The 22,775-nt window shown below is 67.4% G+C and carries 20 protein-coding genes; 17 read left to right on the forward strand and 3 right to left on the reverse strand.

Translation table 11 applies throughout. From position 1 onward, the window contains the following. The first annotated feature begins 363 nt into the window (after positions 1 to 363). The 5 genes from AB4Z48_RS24090 to AB4Z48_RS24110 all read left to right on the forward strand — a co-directional run bounded on the left by AB4Z48_RS24090 (position 364) and on the right by AB4Z48_RS24110 (position 5,398). Complete coding sequence (locus AB4Z48_RS24090) at positions 364 to 1,569, forward strand: branched-chain amino acid ABC transporter substrate-binding protein (RefSeq protein WP_441618584.1); 1,206 nt, start codon at positions 364 to 366, stop codon at positions 1,567 to 1,569. A gap of 207 nt (positions 1,570 to 1,776) precedes the next feature. Beyond that, complete coding sequence (locus AB4Z48_RS24095; protein ID WP_441618586.1) at positions 1,777 to 2,712, forward strand: branched-chain amino acid ABC transporter permease; 936 nt, start codon at positions 1,777 to 1,779, stop codon at positions 2,710 to 2,712. A gap of 11 nt (positions 2,713 to 2,723) precedes the next feature. Next, positions 2,724 to 3,881: an ABC transporter permease subunit gene (locus AB4Z48_RS24100; RefSeq protein WP_441618588.1), complete on the forward strand. Its 1,158-nt coding sequence runs from the start codon at positions 2,724 to 2,726 to the stop codon at positions 3,879 to 3,881. Between the two features lie 13 nt (positions 3,882 to 3,894). Next, entirely contained in the window at positions 3,895 to 4,671 is a 777-nt protein-coding gene (locus AB4Z48_RS24105) for an ABC transporter ATP-binding protein (protein ID WP_441618590.1), read from the forward strand. A 10-nt stretch (positions 4,672 to 4,681) separates the two neighbouring features. After that, complete coding sequence (locus tag AB4Z48_RS24110) at positions 4,682 to 5,398, forward strand: ABC transporter ATP-binding protein (protein WP_441618592.1); 717 nt, start codon at positions 4,682 to 4,684, stop codon at positions 5,396 to 5,398. 107 nt (positions 5,399 to 5,505) lie between these two features. Here AB4Z48_RS24110 and AB4Z48_RS24115 read toward each other — a convergent pair whose 3' ends face one another. Both AB4Z48_RS24115 and AB4Z48_RS24120 read right to left on the reverse strand, forming a co-directional pair. Further along, the gene (locus AB4Z48_RS24115; protein WP_441618594.1) at positions 5,506 to 6,693 is read right to left on the reverse strand and encodes an acetylornithine transaminase; all 1,188 of its coding nucleotides are present in this window, start codon (positions 6,691 to 6,693) and stop codon (positions 5,506 to 5,508) included. 288 nt (positions 6,694 to 6,981) lie between these two features. After that, positions 6,982 to 8,037, reverse strand: coding sequence for a CDP-6-deoxy-delta-3,4-glucoseen reductase (locus tag AB4Z48_RS24120; protein WP_441618596.1), 1,056 nt, complete (start codon positions 8,035 to 8,037; stop codon positions 6,982 to 6,984). A gap of 9 nt (positions 8,038 to 8,046) precedes the next feature. On the opposite strand from AB4Z48_RS24120, the gene AB4Z48_RS24125 reads away from it, so the two are divergent. The 12 genes from AB4Z48_RS24125 (at position 8,047) to AB4Z48_RS24180 (ending at position 21,127) form a co-directional block, all read left to right on the forward strand. Continuing rightward, complete coding sequence (locus AB4Z48_RS24125; RefSeq protein ID WP_441618597.1) at positions 8,047 to 9,039, forward strand: NAD-dependent epimerase/dehydratase family protein; 993 nt, start codon at positions 8,047 to 8,049, stop codon at positions 9,037 to 9,039. Positions 9,040 to 9,477: 438 nt separating this feature from the next. Beyond that, a complete protein-coding gene (locus tag AB4Z48_RS24130; protein ID WP_441618599.1) occupies positions 9,478 to 10,443 on the forward strand; it encodes an ABC transporter substrate-binding protein in 966 nt (321 codons plus the stop codon). 13 nt (positions 10,444 to 10,456) lie between these two features. After that, entirely contained in the window at positions 10,457 to 11,338 is an 882-nt protein-coding gene (locus AB4Z48_RS24135) for an ABC transporter permease (protein ID WP_441618601.1), read from the forward strand. After that, a complete protein-coding gene (locus AB4Z48_RS24140; RefSeq protein ID WP_441618603.1) occupies positions 11,335 to 12,114 on the forward strand; it encodes an ABC transporter ATP-binding protein in 780 nt (259 codons plus the stop codon). Before AB4Z48_RS24135 ends, AB4Z48_RS24140 begins: the two co-directional genes overlap by 4 nt. Positions 12,115 to 12,118: 4 nt before the next feature. Then, entirely contained in the window at positions 12,119 to 12,892 is a 774-nt protein-coding gene (gene hutC / locus AB4Z48_RS24145) for a histidine utilization repressor (RefSeq protein WP_441618605.1), read from the forward strand. An 80-nt stretch (positions 12,893 to 12,972) separates the two neighbouring features. Beyond that, a complete protein-coding gene (hutH, locus tag AB4Z48_RS24150; protein ID WP_441618607.1) occupies positions 12,973 to 14,559 on the forward strand; it encodes a histidine ammonia-lyase in 1,587 nt (528 codons plus the stop codon). 45 nt (positions 14,560 to 14,604) lie between these two features. Next, positions 14,605 to 16,326, forward strand: a complete 1,722-nt coding sequence (gene hutU, locus AB4Z48_RS24155; RefSeq protein WP_441618609.1) for a urocanate hydratase — start codon at positions 14,605 to 14,607, stop codon at positions 16,324 to 16,326. Further along, positions 16,323 to 16,910 (forward strand): HutD/Ves family protein, encoded by a 588-nt coding sequence (locus AB4Z48_RS24160; RefSeq protein WP_441618611.1) that lies wholly within the window; start codon positions 16,323 to 16,325, stop codon positions 16,908 to 16,910. Before hutU ends, AB4Z48_RS24160 begins: the two co-directional genes overlap by 4 nt. Beyond that, a complete protein-coding gene (gene hutI / locus AB4Z48_RS24165; protein ID WP_441618613.1) occupies positions 16,907 to 18,157 on the forward strand; it encodes an imidazolonepropionase in 1,251 nt (416 codons plus the stop codon). The genes AB4Z48_RS24160 and hutI overlap by 4 nt, the downstream gene beginning before the upstream one ends. Continuing rightward, on the forward strand, positions 18,154 to 19,554 hold the full coding sequence (locus AB4Z48_RS24170) for a formimidoylglutamate deiminase (protein ID WP_441618615.1): 1,401 nt from the start codon (positions 18,154 to 18,156) through the stop codon (positions 19,552 to 19,554). Before hutI ends, AB4Z48_RS24170 begins: the two co-directional genes overlap by 4 nt. A 109-nt stretch (positions 19,555 to 19,663) precedes the next feature. Then, positions 19,664 to 20,476: an N-formylglutamate deformylase gene (gene hutG, locus AB4Z48_RS24175; protein WP_441618616.1), complete on the forward strand. Its 813-nt coding sequence runs from the start codon at positions 19,664 to 19,666 to the stop codon at positions 20,474 to 20,476. A 501-nt stretch (positions 20,477 to 20,977) separates the two neighbouring features. Continuing rightward, on the forward strand, positions 20,978 to 21,127 hold the full coding sequence (locus AB4Z48_RS24180; protein ID WP_441618618.1) for a hypothetical protein: 150 nt from the start codon (positions 20,978 to 20,980) through the stop codon (positions 21,125 to 21,127). An 81-nt stretch (positions 21,128 to 21,208) separates the two neighbouring features. Here AB4Z48_RS24180 and cls read toward each other — a convergent pair whose 3' ends face one another. Continuing rightward, positions 21,209 to 22,744: a cardiolipin synthase gene (cls, locus tag AB4Z48_RS24185; RefSeq protein ID WP_441618620.1), complete on the reverse strand. Its 1,536-nt coding sequence runs from the start codon at positions 22,742 to 22,744 to the stop codon at positions 21,209 to 21,211. Between the last annotated feature and the right edge of the window lie 31 nt (positions 22,745 to 22,775).

Genomic DNA, 22,775 nt, shown 5'->3' on the forward strand with positions numbered 1-22,775 from the left:
TAGCGTCTTCTATTAGGAGAGGCAGAGGCGGGCTCATATTAAATGAAACGCCTATTTAATACGGCTGGCCCGGGAGTGATGCAAACGCTGCAAAAGCCATGTGCGGGCAAAGGCGGGCACGAATCTTGTTAGTTACGAAGGCTAGCCCACAAGTAGGCGGGAATTGCCCCAATCTGTGCATTGGGGAAATTCCCTAGCTCATTTCGTGGGTTAATCATTCAGGTTGTTGCGTCGCATATTGCATCCGCAAAAAAAGGGGATACAATTCGCGCGTTTCAAATTGAAACTAAACTAAGGCGGTTCAGGGGAAACGTCCGGGGGGCGTTGGTTTACCCTGATCATGTGAATCCTAGGAGATCACTCATGCAAATCACGTTTGCCAAGATTCTGCCGATCGCAGCCGCAGTGGCGCTGGTTACTGCTTGCGGCAAGAAAGAAGAAAAGCCGGCTGACGCGGCAGCGTCCGCACCTGCAGCCGCAGCGGCACCCGCTGCCGGCGCCGGCGAAACCGTAGTCAAGATCGGCCACGCGGCTCCGCTCACCGGCGGTATCGCCCACCTTGGCAAGGACAATGAAAACGGCGCCCGCCTGGCCGTCGAAGAAGTCAACAAGGCAGGCCTGGAGATCAACGGCAAGAAGATCAAGCTCGAACTGGTCGGCGAAGACGACGCGGGCGATCCGAAGACCGGCACCTCCGTGGCGCAGAAGCTGGTCGACGAGAAGGTCGTGGCCGTGGTCGGCCACCTGAACTCGGGCGTATCGATCCCGGCCTCCAAGATCTACAGCGATGCCGGCATCGTCCAGATCTCGCCGTCGTCGACCAACCCCGACTACACCAAGCAAGGCTTCAAGACCACGTTCCGCGTGGTCGCGACCGACGCCCAGCAAGGTCCGGCACTGGCCAACTACGCCACCAAGAGCCTGCACGCCAAGACCGTGGCCATCGTCGACGACGCCACCGCCTACGGCAAGGGCCTGGCCGACGAGTTCGAGAAGACCGCCAAGGCTTCGGGCGTGAACGTGGTGGCGCGTGAAGCCACCAACGACAAGGCCACCGACTTCAAGGCCATTCTGACCAAGATCAAGGGCAAGAAGCCGGACGTGATCATGTACGGCGGCATGGACGCCACCGGCGGCCCGTTCGCCAAGCAGGCCAAGGAACTCGGCATCGGCGCCAAGATCGTTGGCGGCGACGGCGTGTGTACCGACAAGGTGGCCGAACTGGCTGGCGATGCCGTGTCCAACATCATCTGCTCGGAAGCCGGTCTGGCTCTGTCGAAGATGGAGCAGGGCGCCGACTTCGACAAGCGCTACCAGGCTCGCTTCAACGCGCCGGTGCAGATCTACGCACCGTTCACCTATGACGCCGTGATGGTCATCGTCGACGCCATGAAGCGCGCCAACTCGACCGAACCGGCTGCCATCCTGGCCGAAGTGCCCAAGACGAACTACAAGGGCCTGATCGGCAACATCGCCTTCGACGAGAAGGGCGACATGAAGGAAGGCACGATCACCCTTTACGAGTACAAGGACAAGAAAAAGACCGTCCTCGACGTCGTGAAGATGTAATCCGGGCTTACCGGCCCATCCGAACGGCACCGCGAGCACTTTGCGGTGCCGTTTTTTTAGCCTCGCCAAACGTACAGCATCCTTACCATGGGTGAACTAGGCAGGCCGCTTACCAGCACATAAACACACTACCAAACCACTCACACACCACCGTCCGCCCGGCAACCACTCCATGCCGCGGGACTTCGGACGGAGCAAGGAGTTTTCATGGATATCTTTATCCAGCAGATCGTGAATGGTCTGGTGCTCGGCAGCATCTATGCGCTGATTGCACTTGGCTACACCATGGTCTACGGCATTCTCGGGATCATCAACTTCGCCCACGGCGACGTCCTGATGATCGGCGCGCTGACCGCCCTCTCAGCCATTCTCGGCATCCAGAAAATCGCCCCGGGCCTGCCCGAGTGGCTCACCCTCGTCATTGCCACGCTGATCGCCATGCCGGTCTGCGCGGTGCTCGCGTACACCATCGAGCGGGTTGCCTACCGGCCGTTGCGCAATGCGCCGCGGCTCGCCCCGCTGATCACCGCCATCGGCGTATCCATCATCCTGCAGACGATGGGCATGCTGATCTGGTCGCGCAACCCGCTCACCTTCCCGCAACTGCTGCCGTCGGAGCCGATCGATATCGGGTCGACCGGCGCGACGATCACGGGCAAGGAAATGGTCATCATCGGCATGGCCGTGATGGTCATGGCCGGCCTGCTGGCCCTGGTCAACCGCACCAAGCTCGGCCGCGCGATGCGCGCCACCGCCGAGAACCAGAAGGTGGCGGGCCTGATGGGCGTGAACCCGAACTTCGTGATCTCCGCCACCTTCATGATCGGCGCCACGCTGGCCGCGCTGGCCGGCGTGATGATGGCCACCAACTACGGTAACGCCCACTTCTACATGGGCTTCATCCCGGGCCTGAAGGCGTTCACCGCCGCGGTGCTGGGCGGCATCGGCAACCTCGCCGGCGCCATGGTCGGCGGCATGCTGCTGGGCCTGATCGAAGCGCTGGGCGCCGGCTATATCGGCGACCTCACCAACGGAGTATTCGGCTCCAACTACCAGGACGTGTTCGCCTTCATCGTGCTGATCATCGTCCTTGTCTTCCGACCGTCCGGCATCATGGGCGAGCGGGTTTCCGAACGCGCCTGAGGAGAGAATCCATGAATGCCCCGATTCCATCCACGGCGCAACCCGCGCCGCTGACCAAGACGCCGGCCAAGACCATGGCCGCGCTGCTTGCCTTCCTGGTGATCGCCCTGTGCGCGCCGTTCCTCGTGCAGACGCTGGGCGGCAACTACTGGGTGCGCGTGCTCGACTTCGCGCTGATCTACATCATGCTGGCCCTGGGCCTGAACATCGTGGTGGGCTTCGCCGGCCTGCTCGATCTCGGCTACATCGCCTTCTATGCGGTCGGTGCCTACCTGATGGCGCTGCTCGGCTCGCCGCACCTGGCCAACCAGTTCGAATGGATCCACAACCTGTTCCCGAACGGGTTGCACCTGTCGATGTGGTTCGTCCTGCCGATCGCCGTGGCGGTGGCGGCCACGTTCGGCGTGCTGCTCGGCGCACCAACGCTCAAGCTGCGCGGTGACTACCTGGCCATCGTGACGCTGGGCTTCGGCGAGATCATCCGCATTTTCATGAACAACCTCGATCGCCCGATCAACATCACGAACGGGCCGAAGGGGATCACCGCGGTGGACCCGGTCCATATCTTCGGCTTCGATTTCTCGAAGTCGCACGAGATCTTCGGGCTCAAGTTCACGCCGGTGTTCATGTACTACTACCTGCTGGTGGTGCTGGTGATCGCCATCGTGTTCATCTGCCTGCGCTTGCAGAACTCGCGCATCGGCCGCGCCTTCGTGGCCATCCGCGAGGACGAGATCGCCGCCAAGGCGATGGGCATCAACACCCGCAACATCRAGCTGCTGGCCTTTGCCATGGGCGCGTCGTTCGGCGGCGCGTCGGGCGCGGTGTTCGGCGCGTTCCAGGGCTTCGTCTCGCCGGAATCGTTCGTGCTGTGGGAGTCGATCTACATCCTCGCCATCGTGGTGCTGGGCGGCATGGGCCATATCCCGGGCGTGATCCTGGGCGGCATCCTGCTGGTCGGCTTCCAGGAGCTGCTGCGTGTCGTGGCCGAGCCGGTACAGCGCCTGATCTTCGGCCACGCCATCGTCGACGCCGAAGTGCTGCGCCAGTTGCTGTTCGGCCTGGCGCTGGTGGGCGTGATGCTGTATCGCCCGGCCGGCCTGTGGCCGTCGCCGCGCAAGGAAGACCGCCCGGTGGTTCGCCGTCCGGGCAGTGTCGGCCGTTTCTGACCAGGAGGATGAGATGAGCAATGGAAACTTCCTCCTGTCGGTACAGGGGGTCAACAAGCGATTCGGCGGGCTTCAGGCCCTGTGCGAAGTGGGCCTGCAGATCAATCCGGGCGAGATCTACGGACTGATCGGTCCCAACGGCGCCGGCAAGACCACGTTCTTCAACGTGATCACCGGCCTCTACACGCCGGACTCGGGCGAGTTCACGCTGGGTGGCGAGCCCTACCAGCCCACCGCCGTGCATGAGGTGGCCAAGGCGGGCATTGCCCGCACGTTCCAGAACATCCGCCTGTTCGGCGAGATGACCGCGCTGGAAAACGTCATGGTGGGCCGCCACGTGCGCACCAAGGCCGGCCTGTTCGGCGCCATCTTCCGTCCGCCGCAGGTGCGGCGCGAGGAGGAGGGCATCGAGGACATGGCGCACGACCTGCTCGAGTACGTAGGCATCGGCAAGTACGCCAACTTCACCGCGCGCAACCTCTCGTACGGCCACCAGCGCCGCCTCGAGATCGCACGCGCCCTCGCCACCGAACCCAAGCTGCTCGCGCTCGACGAGCCGGCGGCCGGCATGAACGCCACCGAGAAGGTGGAGCTGCGCGGGCTGCTCGACAAGATCCGCTCGGATGGCAGGACCATCCTGCTGATCGAGCACGATGTGAAGCTGGTGATGGGCCTGTGCAACCGCCTGACCGTGCTCGACTACGGCAAGGTGATCGCACAGGGCCTGCCGCAAGAGGTCCAGAGCAATCCAGCGGTGATCGAGGCTTACCTCGGTACGGCGGCGCACTGAGGGCGAGACGATGAAAGACACACTACTGAAGATTTCCGGCCTCAAGGTGGCCTACGGCGGCATCCAGGCCGTCAAGGGCATCGACCTCGAGATCCGCGAAGGCGAGCTCGTCACGCTGATCGGCGCCAACGGCGCCGGCAAGACCACCACCATGAAGGCCATCACCGGCCTGCAGGGCTGGGCCGGCGGCGATGTCGAGTACATGGGCAAGTCCATCAAGGGCGTGCCCAGCTACAAGCTGCTCAAGCAGGGGCTGGCGATGGTGCCGGAAGGCCGCGGCGTGTTCGCGCGCATGACCATCACCGAGAACCTGCAGATGGGCGCGTACACGCGTGACGACGAGGGCGGCATCAAGTCCGACATCGACCGCATGTTCGGCATCTTCCCGCGCCTGAAGGAGCGCGCCAACCAGCTCGCCGGCACCATGTCCGGCGGCGAGCAGCAGATGCTGGCGATGGCGCGCGCGCTGATGAGCCAGCCCAAGCTGCTGCTGCTGGACGAGCCGTCGATGGGCCTCTCGCCGATCATGGTCGAGAAGATCTTCGAGGTCGTGCGCGCGGTGTCGGCGCAGGGCGTGACCGTGCTGCTCGTCGAGCAGAACGCGCGCCTGGCGCTGCAGGCCGCGCATCGCGGCTACGTGATGGAGTCCGGCCTGGTCACCATGAGCGGCGACGCCAAGCAGATGCTGGACGATCCGAAGGTGAGGGCGGCTTACCTGGGCGAGTGATCGTCCGCGCCGCGCCATGAAAAAGCCCCGCAGCGATGAACTGCGGGGCTTTTTCTTTCTGTGCCGGCCTGCGCCGGCCGCGGCCGGCGCGGCGACGCAGCCGCGGCTCAGGCCAGCTTCTTGAGCAGCGTGCGCAGCATGCCGATCATCTGGTCGATCTCTTCGGTGGTGACGTTCAGCGCGGGCATGAAGCGCAGCAGGTTGGGGCGCGGCGAATTCAGCAGCAGGCCTTGCGGCTGCATGTCGCGCGCTTCTTCCACGATCTGCGGGCCGATGTCCTTGTCCAGCACCAGCGCGCGCAGCAGGCCTTCGCCGCGTTCGCCGCCCAGGCCGAACTCGGACGACAGCGCCAGCAACTGCTCGCGCAAGTAGGCGCCTTTCTCCTGCACGCTCTGCAGGAAGCCGGGCGCGCTCAACTGCGCCATCACGGCGCTGCCGACCGCGGTCATCACCGGGTTGCCATTGTAGGTGCCGCCCTGGTCGCCGGCCTCGAAGCTGGCCACTTCGGCCTTGCACAGCAGGGCCGCCAGCGGCACGCCGCCGCCGATGCCCTTGCCCAGCGTCATGATGTCCGGCTCCACGCCCGACAGCACGTACGCGAACATCGGGCCRCAGCGCCCGCAGCCGGTCTGCACTTCATCGACGATGAACAGCAGCTTGTGCTTGTCGGCCAGCTTGCGCAGGCCCTGCATGAATTCGCGCGAGGCGGGGATCACGCCGCCTTCGCCCTGCACCGGTTCGAGCATGATGCCCACGGTCTTGTCGGTGATCAGCTTCTCCACCGAGGCCAGGTCGTTGAGGTCCGCCTTGGGGAAGCCCGGCACCTGCGGGGCGAAGATGGTGTCCCAGCCGGCCTTGCCCGACGCGCTCATGGTGGCGAGCGTGCGGCCATGGAAGCTGTGGTCCATGGTGATGATCTCGTACGCGCCGTCCTTGTGCTTGCGGCCCCATTTGCGTGCCAGCTTGATCGCGCCTTCGTTGGCCTCGGCGCCGCTGTTGGTGAAGAAGACCTTGTCGAAGCAGCTGCTGTCGGTGAGCTGCCTGGCCAGCCTGAGCATGGGCTCGTTGTAGAACGCCGGGCTCGGGTTGAACAGCTTTTGCGATTGCGCCACCAGCGCATCGATCATGCCCTGGTTTGAGTGTCCCAGGCAATTGACCGCCCAGCCTTGCACGAAGTCCAGGTATCGCTTGCCGTTATGGTCCGTGAGCCACGAGCCCTTGCCTTCGGTGAAGACCAGTTCGGGCCGGTTGGTGATGTACATCAGGGATTGGACGGGATACTCAGCAAATGCCATGGCGGACTCCAAGGGTCGGCGTGAAACAGGGGAGAGGAGAGGGAACCGGCACGCGCAAGAACGCGCGCAAAAACAAAAAGCCACGGGGGTTGCCCGTGGCTTGTCGATCTGAACAAAAGCGATGGACGGTCAGCCGCGCGGCACCCCGGTGGGGAGCATCGTACGGAAGCTGCGTCGGACCATAGCGTAGTTCATGGCGGCAAATATAAGGCGCATGCGCCCGGCTGTCAAAACGAATTTTCAACGGGCCGGGCATTGTTGTCGCGCTGGGACTGCGTCCGGTGGCGCTCAGGCCGCCGGGGCCGGGTGCATGTCGGCCTCCGAGGTGAACGAGTCGGCGAAGAAGGCGTCCTCGTGCAGGTCGCAGCGCAGGGAGAAGTCCTTGCGCGCTGCATTGACCATCACCGGCGCGCCGCAGGCGTAGACCTCGAAGCCTGCCATGTCGGGGTGGTCTTCCATCACCGCCTCGTGGACAAAACCGGTGCGGCCGTCCCAGTCGTCGGCGGGCTGCGCGTTCGAGATCACGGGCACGTAGCGGAAGTTGGGCAGATCGCGCGCCCACTGTTCGCACAGCGCGTTCATGTACAGGTCGGCCGGGCGGCGGCCGCCCCAGTACAGCGTCATCGGCCGCGTGATGCCGGTGTAGGCGACGTGCTCGACGATCGCCTTGATCGGCGCGAAGCCCGTGCCCGAAGCCAGCAGGATGATGGGCTTTTCGGAGTCTTCGCGCAGGAAGAAGCTGCCGAGCGGGCCTTCGAAGCGCAGGATGTCGCGCTCCTTCATGACCGGCTGGCCTTCCCTGGCGCCGAACACGTAGTCGGTGAACGTGCCGCCGGGCATATGGCGGAAGTGCAGCTCGATCGGACCCTCCTGGTGCGGCGGCGTGGCGATCGAATAGCTGCGGCGCTTGCCGTCGCGCAGCAGGAACTCCACGTACTGGCCGGCCAGGTACTGCATGCGCTCGGTGGCGGGCAGCTGCAGGCGGGCGATAATGACGTCGTCGGCCACGCGCTCCAGGCTCGCCACGCGGCACGGCACCTTCTTGATGGGGATGTCGCCCGCGCCCTGCACCTCGCGGCATTCGATGGTGATGTCCGAGCTGGCCGTGGCGCAGCAGAACAGCGCACGGCCCTCCGTCTCTTCCTGCGCCGACAGCGCGGAAGCGGCATGATCGCCCTGGACAACGCTGCCGGCGGTGACGCGGCCCTTGCAGGAGCCGCATGCGCCGTTCTTGCAGCCGTAGGGCAGGCCGATGCTGTGGCGCAGGGCCGCCGCGAGGATGGTTTCATCAGCGGCTGCTTCGAACTGGCGCCCGCTGGGCATGACGGTAACTTGGTAAGCCATAATCACTGTATGAGCAAAAATCTGTCGCGACGCCGCCTGGGCCGGCCGCGCCTGCTGATCGTAGGCTGCGGGGACGTGGGCACGCGCTGCCTTCGTATTCTTTCGACGCGCTGGCGCGTCTTTGCCACCACTTCGCAGCCATCGCGCAGCCGTGAGCTGCGCGACAACGGCGCCGTGCCGCTGCTGGCCGACCTGGACCGGCCCGCCACGCTGGCGCGCCTTGCCGGGCTGGCCGGTCGCGTACTGCACCTGGCGCCGCCGCCGGCCAGCGGCGAGGGCGACCCCCGCACCGCGGCGCTGTTGCGCGTATTGCGGCGGGGCGCCTGGCGGCGCTCGCCGGCGCGTGCCGGCGGCTGGTCTGCCAAGCCCGCCATTCTACCCGAGCGGGGCGGCAGGGGGGCCGGCGGCGGCCGCGGTAAACGGGCTGCGCGTCCTGCCTTCGTCTATGCGAGCACCTCCGGCGTGTACGGCGACCGCGCCGGCGCGCGGCTCAAGGAATCCCACCCGGTGCGCCCGCAGACGGCGCGCGCGCGGCGCCGCGTGGCGGCCGAGCGTATCGTGCGCGAATTCGGCCGCGACGCCGGCTGGCGCGCGTCGATCGTGCGCATTCCCGGCATCTATGCCGAAAACCGCCTGCCGCTGGCCCGGCTGGCCAAGGGCACGCCGGCGCTGGCGCCGCAGGACGACGTCTATACCAACCACATCCACGCACTGGACCTGGCCCGCACCATGGTGGCCGCGCTGTTTCGGGGCCGCGCCCAGCGCGTGGTGCACGCCAGCGACGACTCCGAGATGCGCATGGCAGACTACTTCGACCTGGTCGCGGACCGCCGTGGCCTGCCGCGTCCCCCGCGGCTGAATCGCGCGCAACTGCGCGACGTGGTGGAGCCCGCCTTGCTCAGCTTCATGAGCGAGTCGCGCCGGCTCGACAACCTTCGCCTCAAGCGCGAACTGCGCCTGCGCCTGCGCTATCCCACGGTGGCGTCCTTCTTCGACGCCTGACGCCCCCCGAGGCTCCCCCCGGCCACTTTCCTGTGATGCCTGCTGCCCGCCGCGTTCGCCCGCGGTGGCACGGCATTTGCGTTCAGCACGCCCCATTCGATCCTGTATAGACAGTACGCGGCAAATGCGTGATGCGGGGCACCGGCGTGGTGCGCGCGGCGTTTCCCGCGCTGGAAGCCGCCCTGCGTTGACGCATGGCGGGGAGCGGCCGGTGCGGCACGATGGCATGGCCGGCGCGCCCTGGCAGCCAAGTGCCGGTTAAGCCAGTGCGGTGCCCGCCCTCGGGTTAACTACTGCATTGACTTGTATATACAGGGTTGCTAAATTGCCTGGCAAATGACCGGCGCCGCAGGTACGGCGCCGCCCCGAGCCGGGCGATGCGGCTGCTGCCAAGGCTGGCGCGGCCCTCGTTCGCATCACACCAAAGGAGCCAGGAAGATGGGATTTCGTATCCGTAGCGGTTTCTCGCTAGCCGCGTTCGCCGCCGTTGCCATGCTGGGTGCCGCCGGCACCGCGCAGGCGCAAGCCACGCAAGTCACGCTGGGCATGAGTGGCTGGACCGGCTTCGCGCCGCTGACGCTGGCCGACAAGGCCGGCATCTTCAAGAAGCACGGCGTGGACGTCGACATCAAGATGATCCCGCAGAAGGACCGCCACCTCGCGCTGGCCTCCGGCGCCATCCAGTGCGCGGCCACCACGGTGGAAACCCACGTGGCCTGGAACGCCAACGGCGTGCCCATCACCCAGATCGTCCAGCTCGACAAGTCCTACGGCGCCGACGGCCTTGCCGTGCGCGCCGACGTCAAGGGCTTCGCCGATCTCAAGGGCAAGACCGTGGGCGTCGATGCGCCGGGTACCGCCCCGTACTTCGGCCTGGCCTGGATGCTCAAGAAGAACGGCATGAGCCTGAAGGACGTCAAGACCACCACGCTGTCGCCGCAGGCGGCCGCGCAGGCCTTCGTTTCCGGCCAGAACGATGCGGCCATGACCTATGAGCCGTATCTCTCCAGCGTCCGCCAGAACCCGGACAAGGGCAAGATCCTCGCCACCACGCTCGACTACCCGATGGTGATGGACACCCTGGGCTGCGCGCCCAAGTGGCTCAAGGACAATCCCCGCGCCGCGCAGGCGCTGGTCGACAGCTACTTCGAGGCGCTCGACATGATCAAGACCGAGCCGGCCAAGGCCAACGACATCATGGGCGCGGCCGTCAAGCAAAGCGGCGAGCAGTTCGCCAAGTCGTCGGCCTACCTGCGCTGGCAGGACCGCGACGCCAACCGCAAGTTCTTCGGCGGCGAGCTGGCCAGCTTCAGCAAGGAAGCCGCGCAGGTGCTGCTGGACATCGGCGTGATCCGCCAGGTGCCCGACGTCACGGCGCTGTACGACGCGCGCTTCATCAAGTAAGGAAGGCGGTGCCATGTCGCAGGCTCATCTCGGTTCTTCCCCCGCTCCCGCCGGCTCCCCGGCGGCCAAGCCGTCCATGACGGCGCCGCCGGCCGCGCCGGCGCGCCGCCACCCCTGGCTGGCGCCGCTGGCGCCGGTCTCCCAGCGCGCGCGCTGGACGCTGGGGCTGCTGTTCTTCGTGCTGTTCTTCGGCGTGTGGGCGGCGGTGACCCTGGGCGGCATGGTGCCGCGCACCTTCCTGGCCGATCCCATGACCATGGCGCGCGAAGGCGTGCTGCTGTTCGCCGAGTACAACTTCATCGGCGACATCGGCATGACCGTGTGGCGCGTGCTGGGCGGCTTCGTGCTGGCCGCCGCGCTGGCCGTGCCGCTGGGCATCTTCATGGGCGCGTACAAGGCGGCGGAAGCGTTCTTCGAGCCCTTCGTCTCGTTCTGCCGCTACCTGCCAGCCTCGGCCTTCATCCCGCTGCTGATCCTGTGGGCCGGCATCGGCGAGGCGCAGAAGGTGCTGGTGATCTTCATCGGTTCGTTCTTCCAGATCGTGCTGATGGTGGCGGTGACCGTGGGCGGCGCGCGCCGCGACCTGGTGGAGGCGGCCTACACGCTGGGCGCCACCAGCCGCGGCATCGTGCGGCGCGTGCTGATTCCGGGCGCCGCGCCGGAGATCGCCGAGATCCTGCGCCTGGTGCTGGGCTGGGCCTGGACCTACGTGATCGTGGCCGAGCTGATCGGCTCGTCCTCCGGCATCGGCCACATGATCACCGACAGCCAGGCGCTGCTCAACACCGGGCAGATCATCTTCGGCATCATCGTGATCGGCTGCATCGGCCTGGTCTCCGACCTGGCATTCAAGCTGGCCAACCAGCGCCTGTTCCCGTGGAGTTCGATCAAATGAGCGCGCTGTCGATCCAGCAGGTCTCGCGTACCTTCGTCAATCCGCGCGGCGGCCAGACCGTGGCGCTGCAGCCCACCGACTTCGAGGTGGCGGACAACGACTTCGTCACCATCCTCGGCCCCTCGGGCTGCGGCAAGTCCACGCTGCTGCGCATCGTGGCCGGGCTCGACGTGCCTACCACCGGGCGCGTGCTGCTCGACGGCCAGCCGGTCACCGGCCCCGGCGCGGAGCGCGGCATGGTGTTCCAGTCGTACACGCTGTTCCCGTGGCTGACCATCGAACAGAACGTGCGCTTCGGCCTGCGCGAGCGCGGCATGAGCGAGGCCGAGCAGCGCGAGCGCAGCGACTTCTTCATCCAGCGCGTGGGCCTGCGCGGCTTCGAGCACCATTTCCCCAAGCAGCTCTCGGGCGGCATGCAGCAGCGCACGGCGATCGCGCGGGCGCTGGCCAACGACCCCAAGATCCTGCTGCTCGACGAGCCGTTCGGCGCGCTCGACAACCAGACCCGCGTGCTGATGCAGGAACTGCTGCTGGGCATCTGGGAGGCGTCGCGCAAGACCGTGCTGTTCGTCACCCACGATATCGACGAGGCCATCTTCATGGCCAACCGCGTGGCGGTGTTCTCGGCGCGGCCAGGCCGCATCAAGCGCACCATCGATGTGGATTTCCCGCACCCGCGCCACTACACCATCAAGACCTCGCCGGCGTTCTCCGAACTCAAGGCGCTGCTGACCGAGGAAATCCGCGCCGAAGCCATGGCCGCGGCCGAGCACTGAATCCATGAAACCCGCCACCGCCGCCCGCCGGGGCGTCCCCGACGCCGCTCCCGCTGCCCTGTACCAGCAGGTCAAGGAGTACATCGCGCGCCAGATCCAGAGCCGCGCGTGGCAGCCGGGCGACCGCGTGCCGTCCGAGCAGGAGCTTGTCACCCGCTTCGGCGTGTCGCGCATGACGGTCAACCGCGCGCTGCGCGAACTGGCCGAGCAGGGCAGGGTGGTGCGCGTGGCCGGCGTGGGCACGTTCGTGGCCGAGCACAAGCCGCAGTCCACGCTGCTCAGCGTGGTCAACCTGCAGGACGAGATCCGCATGCGCGGCCATGACTACGCCTGCGACGTCATGGTGGTGGAGCGTGTTGCCGCATCCATCGAGGTGGCCGCGGCGCTCGACCTGCGCACCGGCGAATCGGTGTTCCACTCGGTGTGCGTGCACCGCGAGGACGGCGTGCCGATCCAGCTCGAAGACCGCTATGTGAATCCGCGCGTGGCGCCGGACTTCATCAACCAGGATTTCGCCGCGGCCAGCGCCATGAAGCCCGGCGAATACCTGCTGCGCCACGTGCCCTACGACCAGATCGAACATGTGGTGGACGCCATCGCCGCCACGCCCGAGCAGGCCGCGCAGCTGGAAATGCCCGGCAACCAGCCGTGCCTGCTGCTGACCCGCCGCACCTGGACCGGCGGCACCCCCGTCACCTTTGTGCGCTGCCTGCATCCAGGCAGCCGATACCGCCTCGGCAGCCGCTTCCGCGCCGATGGCAACCCGGCCTTCGGCTAACCCGCCGAGCGCCGAATTTTTTCGCAAAGCCACCCGGACAACCCAATTCCGAACCCGGCTGTATAGACAGGGATATACAAATGACAGACACCAGCACTAGCCCCAAGCAACAATCCTCCCGCCCGCTGCTCACTCTGCAGCCCGGCACCGTCACGCTGGCAGACCTGCGCCGCATCCATCGCGGCGAAGTGCGCCTGGCCATGGACGATGCCGCCTGGGCCGGCGTGCGCGCGTCGCAGGCCACCGTGCAGGACATCATCGATGCCGACGCCGTGGTCTATGGCATCAACACCGGCTTCGGCAAGCTGGCGCAGACGCGCATCCCGCACGACAAGCTGGCCGAGCTGCAGCGCAACCTGGTGCTGTCGCACAGCGTGGGCACCGGCGCTGATCTCGCGCCCGACACCGTGCGCCTGGTGCTGGCGACCAAGGCCGTGAGCCTGGCGCGCGGCCATTCGGGCATCCGCCCCGAGATCATCGAAGCGCTGCTGGCGCTGGCCAACCACGGCGTCACGCCGTGCATCCCCGCCAAGGGCTCGGTCGGCGCCTCGGGCGACCTGGCGCCGCTGGCGCATATGTCGTGCACGCTGATCGGCGTGGGCGAGGTGATGATCGATGGCCAGCGCCGCCCCGCCGCAGAAGGGCTGGCCCACGCCGGGCTGGCGCCGTTCACGCTGGGCCCCAAGGAAGGGCTGGCGCTGCTCAACGGCACCCAGGTTTCCACCGCGCTGGCGCTGGCCGGCCTGTTCGCCGCCGAGGACCTGCTGGCCGCCGGGCTGGTGGCGGGCGCGCTGTCGCTCGAAGCCATCAAGGGTTCGGTCAAGCCGTTCGACGCGCGCATCCACGCCGCGCGCGGCCAGCCTGGCCAGATCGCCGTGGCCGGCGCGGTGCGCGCGCTGCTCGACGGCAGCAAGATCGTCGATTCGCACCAGACCTGCGGCCGCGTGCAGGACCCGTACTCGATCCGCTGCCAGCCGCAGGTGATGGGCGCCTGCCTGGACAACCTGCAGCACGCCGCGCGCGTGCTCGGCATCGAGGCCAACGCTGCCTCGGACAACCCGCTGGTGTTCCCCGAACAGGGCGACGTGATCTCCGGCGGCAACTTCCACGCCGAGCCGGTGGCCTTCGCCGCCGACATCATCGCGCTGGCGATCGCGGAGATCGGCGCCATCTCCGAGCGCCGCCTGGCGTTGCTGCTGGACACCGGCCTGTCCGGCCTGCCGCCGTTCCTGGTGCGCGACGGCGGCCTCAACTCCGGCTTCATGATCGCGCAGGTCACGGCCGCCGCGCTGGCCTCCGAGAACAAGGCGCTGGCGCATCCGTCCAGCGTGGACAGCTTGCCCACCTCGGCCAACCAGGAGGACCATGTGTCGATGGCCACCTACGGCGCGCGCCGCCTGGGCGAGATGGCGGAGAACACCGCCGTGGTGGTCGGCATCGAAGCCATGGCCGCCGCGCAGGGCATCGAATTCCACCGCCCGCTGCAGTCCTCGCCGCTGATCGAAAGCGAGCTGGCACGCATCCGCGCGCGCGTAGCCTTCGTCGAAGGCGACCGCTACCTGGCGCCGGACATCGAGGCGATGAAGCAGTGGGTCAGGCAGGGCGACGCTGGCGCGGGCTGGCCGGCGGCGGTGCGGGCCGTGCTGCCGTCGTATGCCACGGCCTGAGGCCGGACCACGCAGGTGAAACCAGACACGCAGGAGAGACCTCACATGAATGCCAACGAACACCAATTCACCCAGGCCGCGGCCCAGCGCGGCCCGCGCGAGATCCGCGCGCCGCACGGCACCCAGCTGCATTGCAAGAACTGGCTGATCGAAGCCGCCTACCGCATGGTCCAGAACAACCTGGACCCGGACGTGGCCGAGCGCCCGCAGGACCTGGTGGTGTATGGCGGCATCGGCAAGGCAGCACGCAACTGGGAATGCTTCGACGCCATCCTCGACAGCCTGCGCCGCCTGGGCGAGGACGAGWCGCTGCTSGTGCAGTCCGGCAAGCCGGTCGGCGTGTTCCGCACCCAYRMSGAYGCGCCGCGCGTSCTGATCGCCAACTCSAACCTSGTGCCGCAYTGGGCCACCTGGGACAAGTTCAACGAGCTCGACCGCGCCGGCCTGATGATGTACGGCCAGATGACCGCCGGCTCGTGGATCTACATCGGCACGCAGGGCATCGTGCAAGGCACCTATGAAACCTTCGTCGAGGCCGGCCGCCAGCACTACGGCGGCGACCTCGCCGGCAAGTGGATCCTGACCGCGGGCCTCGGCGGCATGGGCGGCGCACAGACGCTGGCCGGCGTGCTGGCCGGTGCCTGCGTGCTGGCCATCGAATGCCAGGAGTCGCGCATCGACTTCCGCCTGCGCACGCGCTACGTGGACAAGAAAGCCACCAGCATCGACGAAGCGCTGGCCATGATCGGTGAAGCCACGCGCAACAAGGAGGCCATCTCGGTCGGCCTGCTCGGCAACGCCGCCGAGATCCTGCCGGAACTGGTCCGGCGCGCGCAGGCCGGCGGCATGCGCCCCGACATCGTCACCGACCAGACCTCCGCGCACGACCTCGTCAACGGCTACCTGCCCGAAGGCTGGAGCGTGCCGCAATGGGAAGCCGCGCGCACGGCCGAGCCGAAATCCGTCGAGGCCGCCGCCAGGGCCTCCATCGTCAAGCACGTGAACGCCATGCTGGCATTCCAGCAGATGGGCGTGCCCACGCTGGACTACGGCAACAATATCCGCCAGGTGGCATTCGATGAAGGCGTGCAGAACGCCTTCGACTTCCCCGGTTTCGTGCCGGCCTATATCCGCCCGCTGTTCTGCCGCGGCAAGGGTCCGTTCCGCTGGGTGGCGCTGTCCGGCGACCCCGAGGACATCTACAAGACCGACGCCAAGATGAAGGAGCTGTTCCCCGAGGACAAGTCCCTGCACCGCTGGCTCGACATGGCGCGCGACCGCATCGCCTTCCAGGGCCTGCCTGCGCGCATCTGCTGGGTGGGGCTGGACGAGCGCCACCGCGCCGGCCTGGCCTTCAACGAGATGGTCAGGAACGGCGAGCTGAAGGCGCCCATCGTGATCGGCCGCGACCACCTGGATACCGGCTCGGTCGCCAGCCCCAACCGCGAGACCGAAGCCATGCGCGACGGCTCCGACGCGGTTTCCGACTGGCCGCTGCTCAATGCGTTGCTCAACACCGCGGGCGGCGCCACCTGGGTCAGCCTGCATCACGGCGGCGGCGTCGGCATGGGTTTCTCGCAACATGCGGGCGTGGTGATCGTGTGCGACGGCACCGATGCCGCTGCCAAACGCATCGAGCGCGTGCTCTGGAACGATCCCGCCACCGGCGTGATGCGACATGCGGATGCGGGCTACGAAAGCGCCATCGAATGCGCGCACGAGAAGGGCCTCGATCTGCCGATGCTGCCGAAGGCCAAGGGCGCATGAACGGCGCGCAACGCTTCTCGCTCGCCGCGCTGGCGCCGCGGCCGTGGAAGAACGGCGGCGGCGTCACGCGCGAGATCGCGGCCTTCCCGCCCGGCGCCGGCATGGATACGTTCCTGTGGCGCGTGAGCGTGGCGGACATCGCCGCCGACGGCCCGTTCTCGGCCTTCCCGGGCATCGACCGCCAGATCGTGCTGCTCGATGGCGCGGGCGTGCGCCTGCTGGCCGATGACGGCAGCTTCGACCATCGCCTCGATGCGGTCGGCGTGCCGTTCGCCTTCGCCGGCGAGCGCGGCGTGCAGGCCACGCTGATCGATGGTGCCACGCGCGATTTCAATGTCATGACGCGCCGCGGCCAGTGCCGCGCCGGCGTGGTTGCGCAGCATGGCGATTTCACCGTCGCGCCCGGCACGGATGCGGTGCTGCTGTTCGTCATCGCGGGCACATGGCGCCTTGGCGATGCGGAACTCGCCTGCGGCGATGGCCTGCTGTTTGCCACCGGCGCGGCCGCCGCGCAGCAATTGCGTGCCATGGAAGGCCCCGCGCGCTGCCTGTGCGTCACCCTCGCAATGGAGAAAGCCCAATGAATCAGAATCCGGCGCAGGCCACTTCGGCCGACGGCGTCTGGCACCGCTGCCACCTGCTGCCCGATGCCGATCCCGCCAACGCCATCCGCGACGCGGCGCTGGTCGTGCGGCAAGGCCTCATCGCCTGGCTGGGACCACTCGCCGAACTGCCGGCAGACTACGCCAGCCTGCCGCGCCACGACGCCGGCAATGCCTGGATCACGCCGGGCCTGGTCGATTGCCATACCCACCTGGTCTACGGCGGGCAGCGCGCCGACGAATTCGCCATGCGCCTGGCCGGTGCCGGCTATGAAGAAATCGCGCGCGCCGGCGGCGGCATCGTCTCCACCGTGCGCGCCACCCGCGCCGCCGACGAAGACACGCTGTTCGCGCTCGCCGCCGGGCGCCTGGCGCCGCTGCTGGCCGAGGGCGTGACCGCGCTCGAGATCAAGTCCGGCTACGGCCTGGACCTCGCCACCGAGCGCAAGCAACTGCGCGTGGCGCGCCGCCTGGGCGAAGCCTTCGGCGTCACGGTGCACACCACCTTCCTCGGCGCACACGCGCTGCCGCCGGAATACGCCGGCCGCGCCGACGACTACATCGCGCTGGTGTGCGACACCATGATGCCGGCGCTGGCCGGGGAAGGGCTGGTCGATGCCGTGGACGCCTTCTGCGAATCGGTCGGCTTCAGCCTGGCGCAGACCGGGCGCGTGTTCGAGGCCGCGGCGCGCCACGGCCTGCGCGTCAAGCTCCATGCCGAGCAACTGAGCAACCTCGGCGGCAGCGCGCTGGCCGCGCGCCACCAGGCACTTTCCGCCGATCATCTGGAACATCTGGACGAAGCGGGCGTGGCCGCCATGGCCGAGTCCGGCACGGTGGCGGTCCTGCTGCCCGGCGCCTATTATTTCCTGCGTGACACCAAGCTGCCGCCGCTTGCGCTGCTGCGCCAGTACGGCGTGCCGATGGCGATCTCCACCGACCACAATCCCGGTACCTCGCCGGTCACTTCGCTGCTGCTGATGATGAATATGGCGTGCACCCTGTTCAGGATGACCGTGCCGGAAGTGCTGGCGGGCGTCACGCGGCATGCCGCGCGCGCACTGGGCGCGGCCGACCGGCATGGCTTGCTGGCGGCCGGGCGCGCCGCCGATTTCGTGCTGTGGCAGGTCGACTCTCCCGCCGAGCTGGCTTACTGGTTCGGCCGCAATCCGGCCGCGGCGGTGGTGCGGCAAGGCCGCGTCTATCCGGCCAAGGGAGCCCAGGCATGAGCGCCAGCCAGTTGTTTGCCGCCGAGGCGCTGCTGCCCCAGGGCTGGGCGCGCGACGTGCTGCTGCAATGGGATGACAGCGGCCGCCTCACCACCGTGCAGGCCGGTGCCGTTGCCGCGGCGGGCGTGCCGCGCGCCGCCGGCCCGGTGCTGCCCGGGATGCCCAACCTGCATTCGCACGCCTTCCAGCGCGGCTTCGCCGGCCTGACCGAGTACCGCAGCGATGCGGCCGGCGACAGCGGCGAGAGCGACTCCTTCTGGAGCTGGCGCAGGCTGATGTACCAGTTCGCGCTGCGGCTCTCGCCCGACACGCTGGAAGCCATCGCCACGCAGCTCTATATCGAGATGCTGCGCGCCGGCTACACCAGCGTGTGCGAGTTCCACTACGTGCATCACGCCGAGGACGGCAAGCCCTACGCCGATCCCGCCGAGATGTCGCTGCGCCTGCTGCGCGCGGCACACAATGCCGGCATCGGCATCACGCTGCTGCCGGTGCTGTACCAGAGCGCCGGCTTCGGCGGCAAGCCCGCGCTGGCCGAACAGCGCCGCTTCCTGCACGAGACCGGCGCCATGCTCGACCTGCTTGCACGGCTGGCTCCGCATTGCCACGGACAGGCGCGCCTGGGGCTGGCCCCGCACTCGCTGCGCGCGGTGCCGCCGCAAAGCCTGGCCGAAGCCGTGGCCGGCCTGCACGCGATGGACGCGCACGCCCCGGTGCATATCCATATCGCCGAGCAGCAGCGCGAGGTGGACGAATGCATCACGCTCACCGGCACGCGCCCGGTGGCCTGGCTGCTCGACCATGCCGAGGTCGACGCGCGCTGGTGCCTGGTGCACGCCACCCACATGGACTGGGACGAACGGCGGCGCCTGGCGCACAGCGGCGCGGTGGCCGGCATCTGCCCCACCACCGAGGCCAATCTCGGCGACGGCGTGTTCGAGGCCGCGCCCTACCTGGCGCAGGGCGGCGTGTGGGGCATCGGCTCGGACAGCCACGCCAGCGTCAGCGTGGCGGAAGAACTGCGGCTGTTCGAGTACGGCCAGCGCCTCGGCCTGCAGCGCCGCAATGTGCTGGCATCCGAGACGCACCGCCAGGTGGCGGACCGTCTCTACCTCGACGCCGCGGCCGGCGGCGCGCGCGCTTCTGGCCGTGCCATCGGCGCGCTGGCGGTCGGGCAGCAGGCGGACTTCGCCGTGCTCGACGGCGCGCATCCGGCCCTGGCCGGCCTCGCCGGCAGCCAGGCGCTGGCGGTCCATGTGTTCGCCAGCCACGGGCATGAGACACTAGCGGAAGTCCGCACCGCCGGCCGCATCCGGGTGCAGCATGGCGCTCACCCCCTGCAGGCGCAGTCAGGCGAGCGTTTCGCCGCTGCCCGTGCCAGCCTGCTGACCGACTGAATCCCGGCGCCGCCTCGCGTGCCGATGCTTGACGCTACAAGCTTCTGGCGCGCAAGCGGGCGGCACAGGATCGGACCCAACGGCAACATCAAGCAGCAAACAATACGATATGTCCTTCTCGACCGATACCCCCGCCTTCATGCTCCATCGCGGCACCCGCCCGCTGCTGGTGTCGATGCCGCATGTCGGCACCCATCTGCCTGCCTCCGTGTCCGGCCGCCTCACGGCCGAGGCGCGCACCGTGCCCGATACCGACTGGCACCTCGAGCGTCTCTACGATTTCGCGCGCGAACTCGGCGCCTCCATCCTGGTGGCCACGCACTCGCGCTACGTGGTGGACCTGAACCGCCCGCCCGACAACGCCAACCTCTATCCCGGCCAGGACACCACCGGCCTGTGCCCGGTCGATACCTTCGACAAGACCCCGGTCTACGCCGACGGCAGCCTGCCCACCGACGACGAGATCGCCGCGCGCCGCGAAGCTGTCTGGCAACCGTACCACGCCGCCATTCGCGCGGAACTCGCCCGCCTGCAGGCCGAGCACGGCACCATCGCGCTGTGGGACGCGCATTCGATCCGCTCGGTGCTGCCGCGTTTCTTCGAGGGCAAGCTGCCGGACTTCAATCTCGGCACCGCCGACGGCGCGAGCTGCGACCTGGAGCTCGCCAGCCAGTTGCTGGACATCGCCAGCGCCGTGCCGGGCCACACCGCGGTGCTGAACGGGCGCTACAAGGGCGGCTATATCACCCGCCAGTACGGCGCGCCCGCGCAAGGCGTGCATGCCGTGCAGCTGGAGCTGACGCAGTCGGCGTATATGAGTGAGGTTTATCCGTTTGCTTATGAGGAGGCGCTGGCTACGCGGATCCAGCCCGCGTTGCGGGTGATGTTGGAGACTGTATTGGGGTTTGTTGAGGCGCGTTGAGTTTGTGTTATTTGATTTTTTATGGTTTTGGCGGGGGGTGGTGTTTTGAGGTCGATAGGTTTTGACATCAAAGTCAAGGTCTTAACGTCAACGTCAGCTTCAAAGTCAAAGTCAAAGGCTTTCGCTCCCCCGGAGCGACCTACTTTCTTTTTTCCGAAAAGAAAGTAGGCAAAGAAAGCGGACTGCCTGGCCGGCAGGGGCAGAGCCGAACAGTGTTACTGAGGCTGGAGGTTTCGTGGTGGGGCCTGTGGTTCGCTCAGTGAAGTAACCCAGCGCACCCGCGGCCCGGTCCACCAAGCCCACCACGAAACCATGACAGTGCTATGCCGTGGTGGCCAAGGCCGGTAACGGCAGATGGCCGCACAAGCAGTGCGCCCGCCATCATAGGTCTGACCCCGAAACCGACAAGACCCGGAGCTTAGTGGCCGCCCGCACCGGTAACGGCAGGATGCGCGCAGAACCAAGAACCCCACGACGAAACCAGAAACACAAGAAATCCCAATGTTTCTGCCCCTGCCGGCCAGGCAGCCCGCTTTCTTTGCCTACTTTCTTTTCGGGGAAAAGAAAGTAGGTCGCTCCGGGGGAGCGAAAGCCTTTGACTTTGAATTTAAAGCCTTTGAATTTAAAGCCTTTGACTTCGAAGTTAAATAATTAGGCTAGGATATCACCGCATCCAATGCCAAATCCAACACCAAAAATTAAAATCAGTAACCGCCCCCAAGGCGCCCAACCCTACAACAACGAATCCGCCAGCCGGCAAAGATTCTGCCAGGTCCGCCTCCGCAGCGGCCGGCGCTGCCAGACCTCGCGCACCACCTGCGCGCTGTTCGCGAAGTACCGTTCCTGGATCTCCCGCATCCGCGCCACGACCGCGCGGTCGTAGATCACCAGCGCAGCCTCTGCATTCAAGGCAAACGAGCGGATATCCATATTGGTCGACCCCACCATCGCGACCTCGTCGTCGATGGTCACGTGCTTGGCATGCAGGAAGGCCGGCTTGTACAAGTGGATCAGCACCCCCGCATCGAGCAATACGCCGAAGTAGGCCTCCTGCGCGGCCTGCGTGAAGCGCTGGTCGATCCGTTGCGACAGTACCAGGTGCACGGCCACGCCGCGGTAGCAGGCGAGTTGCAGGGCTTGCAGGAAGGCCTCGTCGGGCACGAAGTAGGGGGTGGTGATGACGATCCGTTCGCGCGCGCGATGGACCATGCTCACCAGCGCCATCTGCGCGTTCTGCGTGCCGTAGCCGGGGCCGCTGGGCAGCATCTGGGCTGTGTGCGTGCCCTCGGCGCGCAGGGCGGGAAAGTTCTCGGGCGCGAAGCCGCCGTCCGGGGTCTCGCCGGTCTCCAGGTAGCGGTCGGCCAGGAACAACGCCTGCAGTTGCCCCGCCACCGGGCCGGTCACGCGCGCCACCAGTTCCTCGTTGGGCAGGCCGGGCATGGATTCGGCATCGATCACGTTCTGCGAGCCGATATAGCCGACGCTGCCGTCCACCACCAGGATCTTGCGATGGTTGCGCAGGTCGAAGCGCGCGCTCTTGCCCTTGAGCACGGCGCTCAGCGAGCGCATCGGCAGGGCCTGTATCACCTCCACGCCGCCCTGGCGCAGTTCGTCCGAGAACGCGCGCCAGCCGGCGCGGGCGCCGAGCGCATCCAGCAGCAGGCGGCAGCGCACGCCGCGTGCGCTGGCGCGCAGCAGCGCATCGGTCATGGCGCGCGCGGTGGCGTCGGCGGCGTAGATGTAGACCAGCAGGTGAACCTGGCGCGCGGCGCCGTCGATGTCGGCGATCATGCGGGCCACCACGGCGTCATAGTCGTCCATCAGTTCCACCGCGTTGCCCTGCATGGGCCAGTAGGAGCCCAGCCGCTCGATCAGGGCGGCGGCGTCGGCGGCTACGCCCGCGGGCAGCGGCTGCACCGGCGCGAAGCGCTCCAGCGGGCCGCGCACGCGCTCGATGCCGCGGTTGATGCGCAGCAGCTTCAGGCGGCGCGATTTGGGATAGTAGATGCGGCCGAACAGCGCGTACAGCAGCAGGCCGAGCCATGGCAGGAAGAAGATCAGCAGCAGCCAGGTGCGCGCCGCCGCCGGCGCGCGACGCTGCGGCACATAGACCAGCATGGTCAGGCGGATCAGCCATTCGGCCAGCGTGAACAGCGAGGGCCACCACCACAGGTCGGCGGCGATGCCGCCGGGCAGCGCCGAAAGCCAGCCGGCGGGTACCGCGGGCAAGAGCAGGGCAGGAAGGTCGGTGGACAGGGAGGCTGGCATGAGGCTAGGACTGCAGGCGGGATCGCAGCGT

The sequence above is a fragment of the Cupriavidus sp. 2TAF22 genome (genome assembly GCF_052115045.1).
Taxonomy (GTDB): Bacteria; Pseudomonadota; Gammaproteobacteria; order Burkholderiales; family Burkholderiaceae; genus Cupriavidus.

What these genes read in the sequence shown, in the direction of transcription:
- AB4Z48_RS24090 (WP_441618584.1), top strand. Translation starts at nt 364, where the DNA reads ATGCAAATCACGTTTGCCAAGATTCTGCCGATCGCAGCCGCAGTGGCG.
- AB4Z48_RS24095 (WP_441618586.1), top strand. Translation starts at nt 1,777, where the DNA reads ATGGATATCTTTATCCAGCAGATCGTGAATGGTCTGGTGCTCGGCAGC.
- AB4Z48_RS24105 (WP_441618590.1), top strand. Translation starts at nt 3,895, where the DNA reads ATGAGCAATGGAAACTTCCTCCTGTCGGTACAGGGGGTCAACAAGCGA.
- AB4Z48_RS24110 (WP_441618592.1), top strand. Translation starts at nt 4,682, where the DNA reads ATGAAAGACACACTACTGAAGATTTCCGGCCTCAAGGTGGCCTACGGC.
- AB4Z48_RS24120 (WP_441618596.1), bottom strand. Translation starts at nt 8,037, where the DNA reads ATGGCTTACCAAGTTACCGTCATGCCCAGCGGGCGCCAGTTCGAAGCA.
- AB4Z48_RS24125 (WP_441618597.1), top strand. Translation starts at nt 8,047, where the DNA reads ATGAGCAAAAATCTGTCGCGACGCCGCCTGGGCCGGCCGCGCCTGCTG.
- AB4Z48_RS24130 (WP_441618599.1), top strand. Translation starts at nt 9,478, where the DNA reads ATGGGATTTCGTATCCGTAGCGGTTTCTCGCTAGCCGCGTTCGCCGCC.
- AB4Z48_RS24135 (WP_441618601.1), top strand. Translation starts at nt 10,457, where the DNA reads ATGTCGCAGGCTCATCTCGGTTCTTCCCCCGCTCCCGCCGGCTCCCCG.
- AB4Z48_RS24140 (WP_441618603.1), top strand. Translation starts at nt 11,335, where the DNA reads ATGAGCGCGCTGTCGATCCAGCAGGTCTCGCGTACCTTCGTCAATCCG.
- hutC (WP_441618605.1), top strand. Translation starts at nt 12,119, where the DNA reads ATGAAACCCGCCACCGCCGCCCGCCGGGGCGTCCCCGACGCCGCTCCC.
- hutH (WP_441618607.1), top strand. Translation starts at nt 12,973, where the DNA reads ATGACAGACACCAGCACTAGCCCCAAGCAACAATCCTCCCGCCCGCTG.
- AB4Z48_RS24160 (WP_441618611.1), top strand. Translation starts at nt 16,323, where the DNA reads ATGAACGGCGCGCAACGCTTCTCGCTCGCCGCGCTGGCGCCGCGGCCG.
- hutI (WP_441618613.1), top strand. Translation starts at nt 16,907, where the DNA reads ATGAATCAGAATCCGGCGCAGGCCACTTCGGCCGACGGCGTCTGGCAC.
- AB4Z48_RS24170 (WP_441618615.1), top strand. Translation starts at nt 18,154, where the DNA reads ATGAGCGCCAGCCAGTTGTTTGCCGCCGAGGCGCTGCTGCCCCAGGGC.
- hutG (WP_441618616.1), top strand. Translation starts at nt 19,664, where the DNA reads ATGTCCTTCTCGACCGATACCCCCGCCTTCATGCTCCATCGCGGCACC.
- AB4Z48_RS24180 (WP_441618618.1), top strand. Translation starts at nt 20,978, where the DNA reads ATGTTTCTGCCCCTGCCGGCCAGGCAGCCCGCTTTCTTTGCCTACTTT.
- cls (WP_441618620.1), bottom strand. Translation starts at nt 22,744, where the DNA reads ATGCCAGCCTCCCTGTCCACCGACCTTCCTGCCCTGCTCTTGCCCGCG.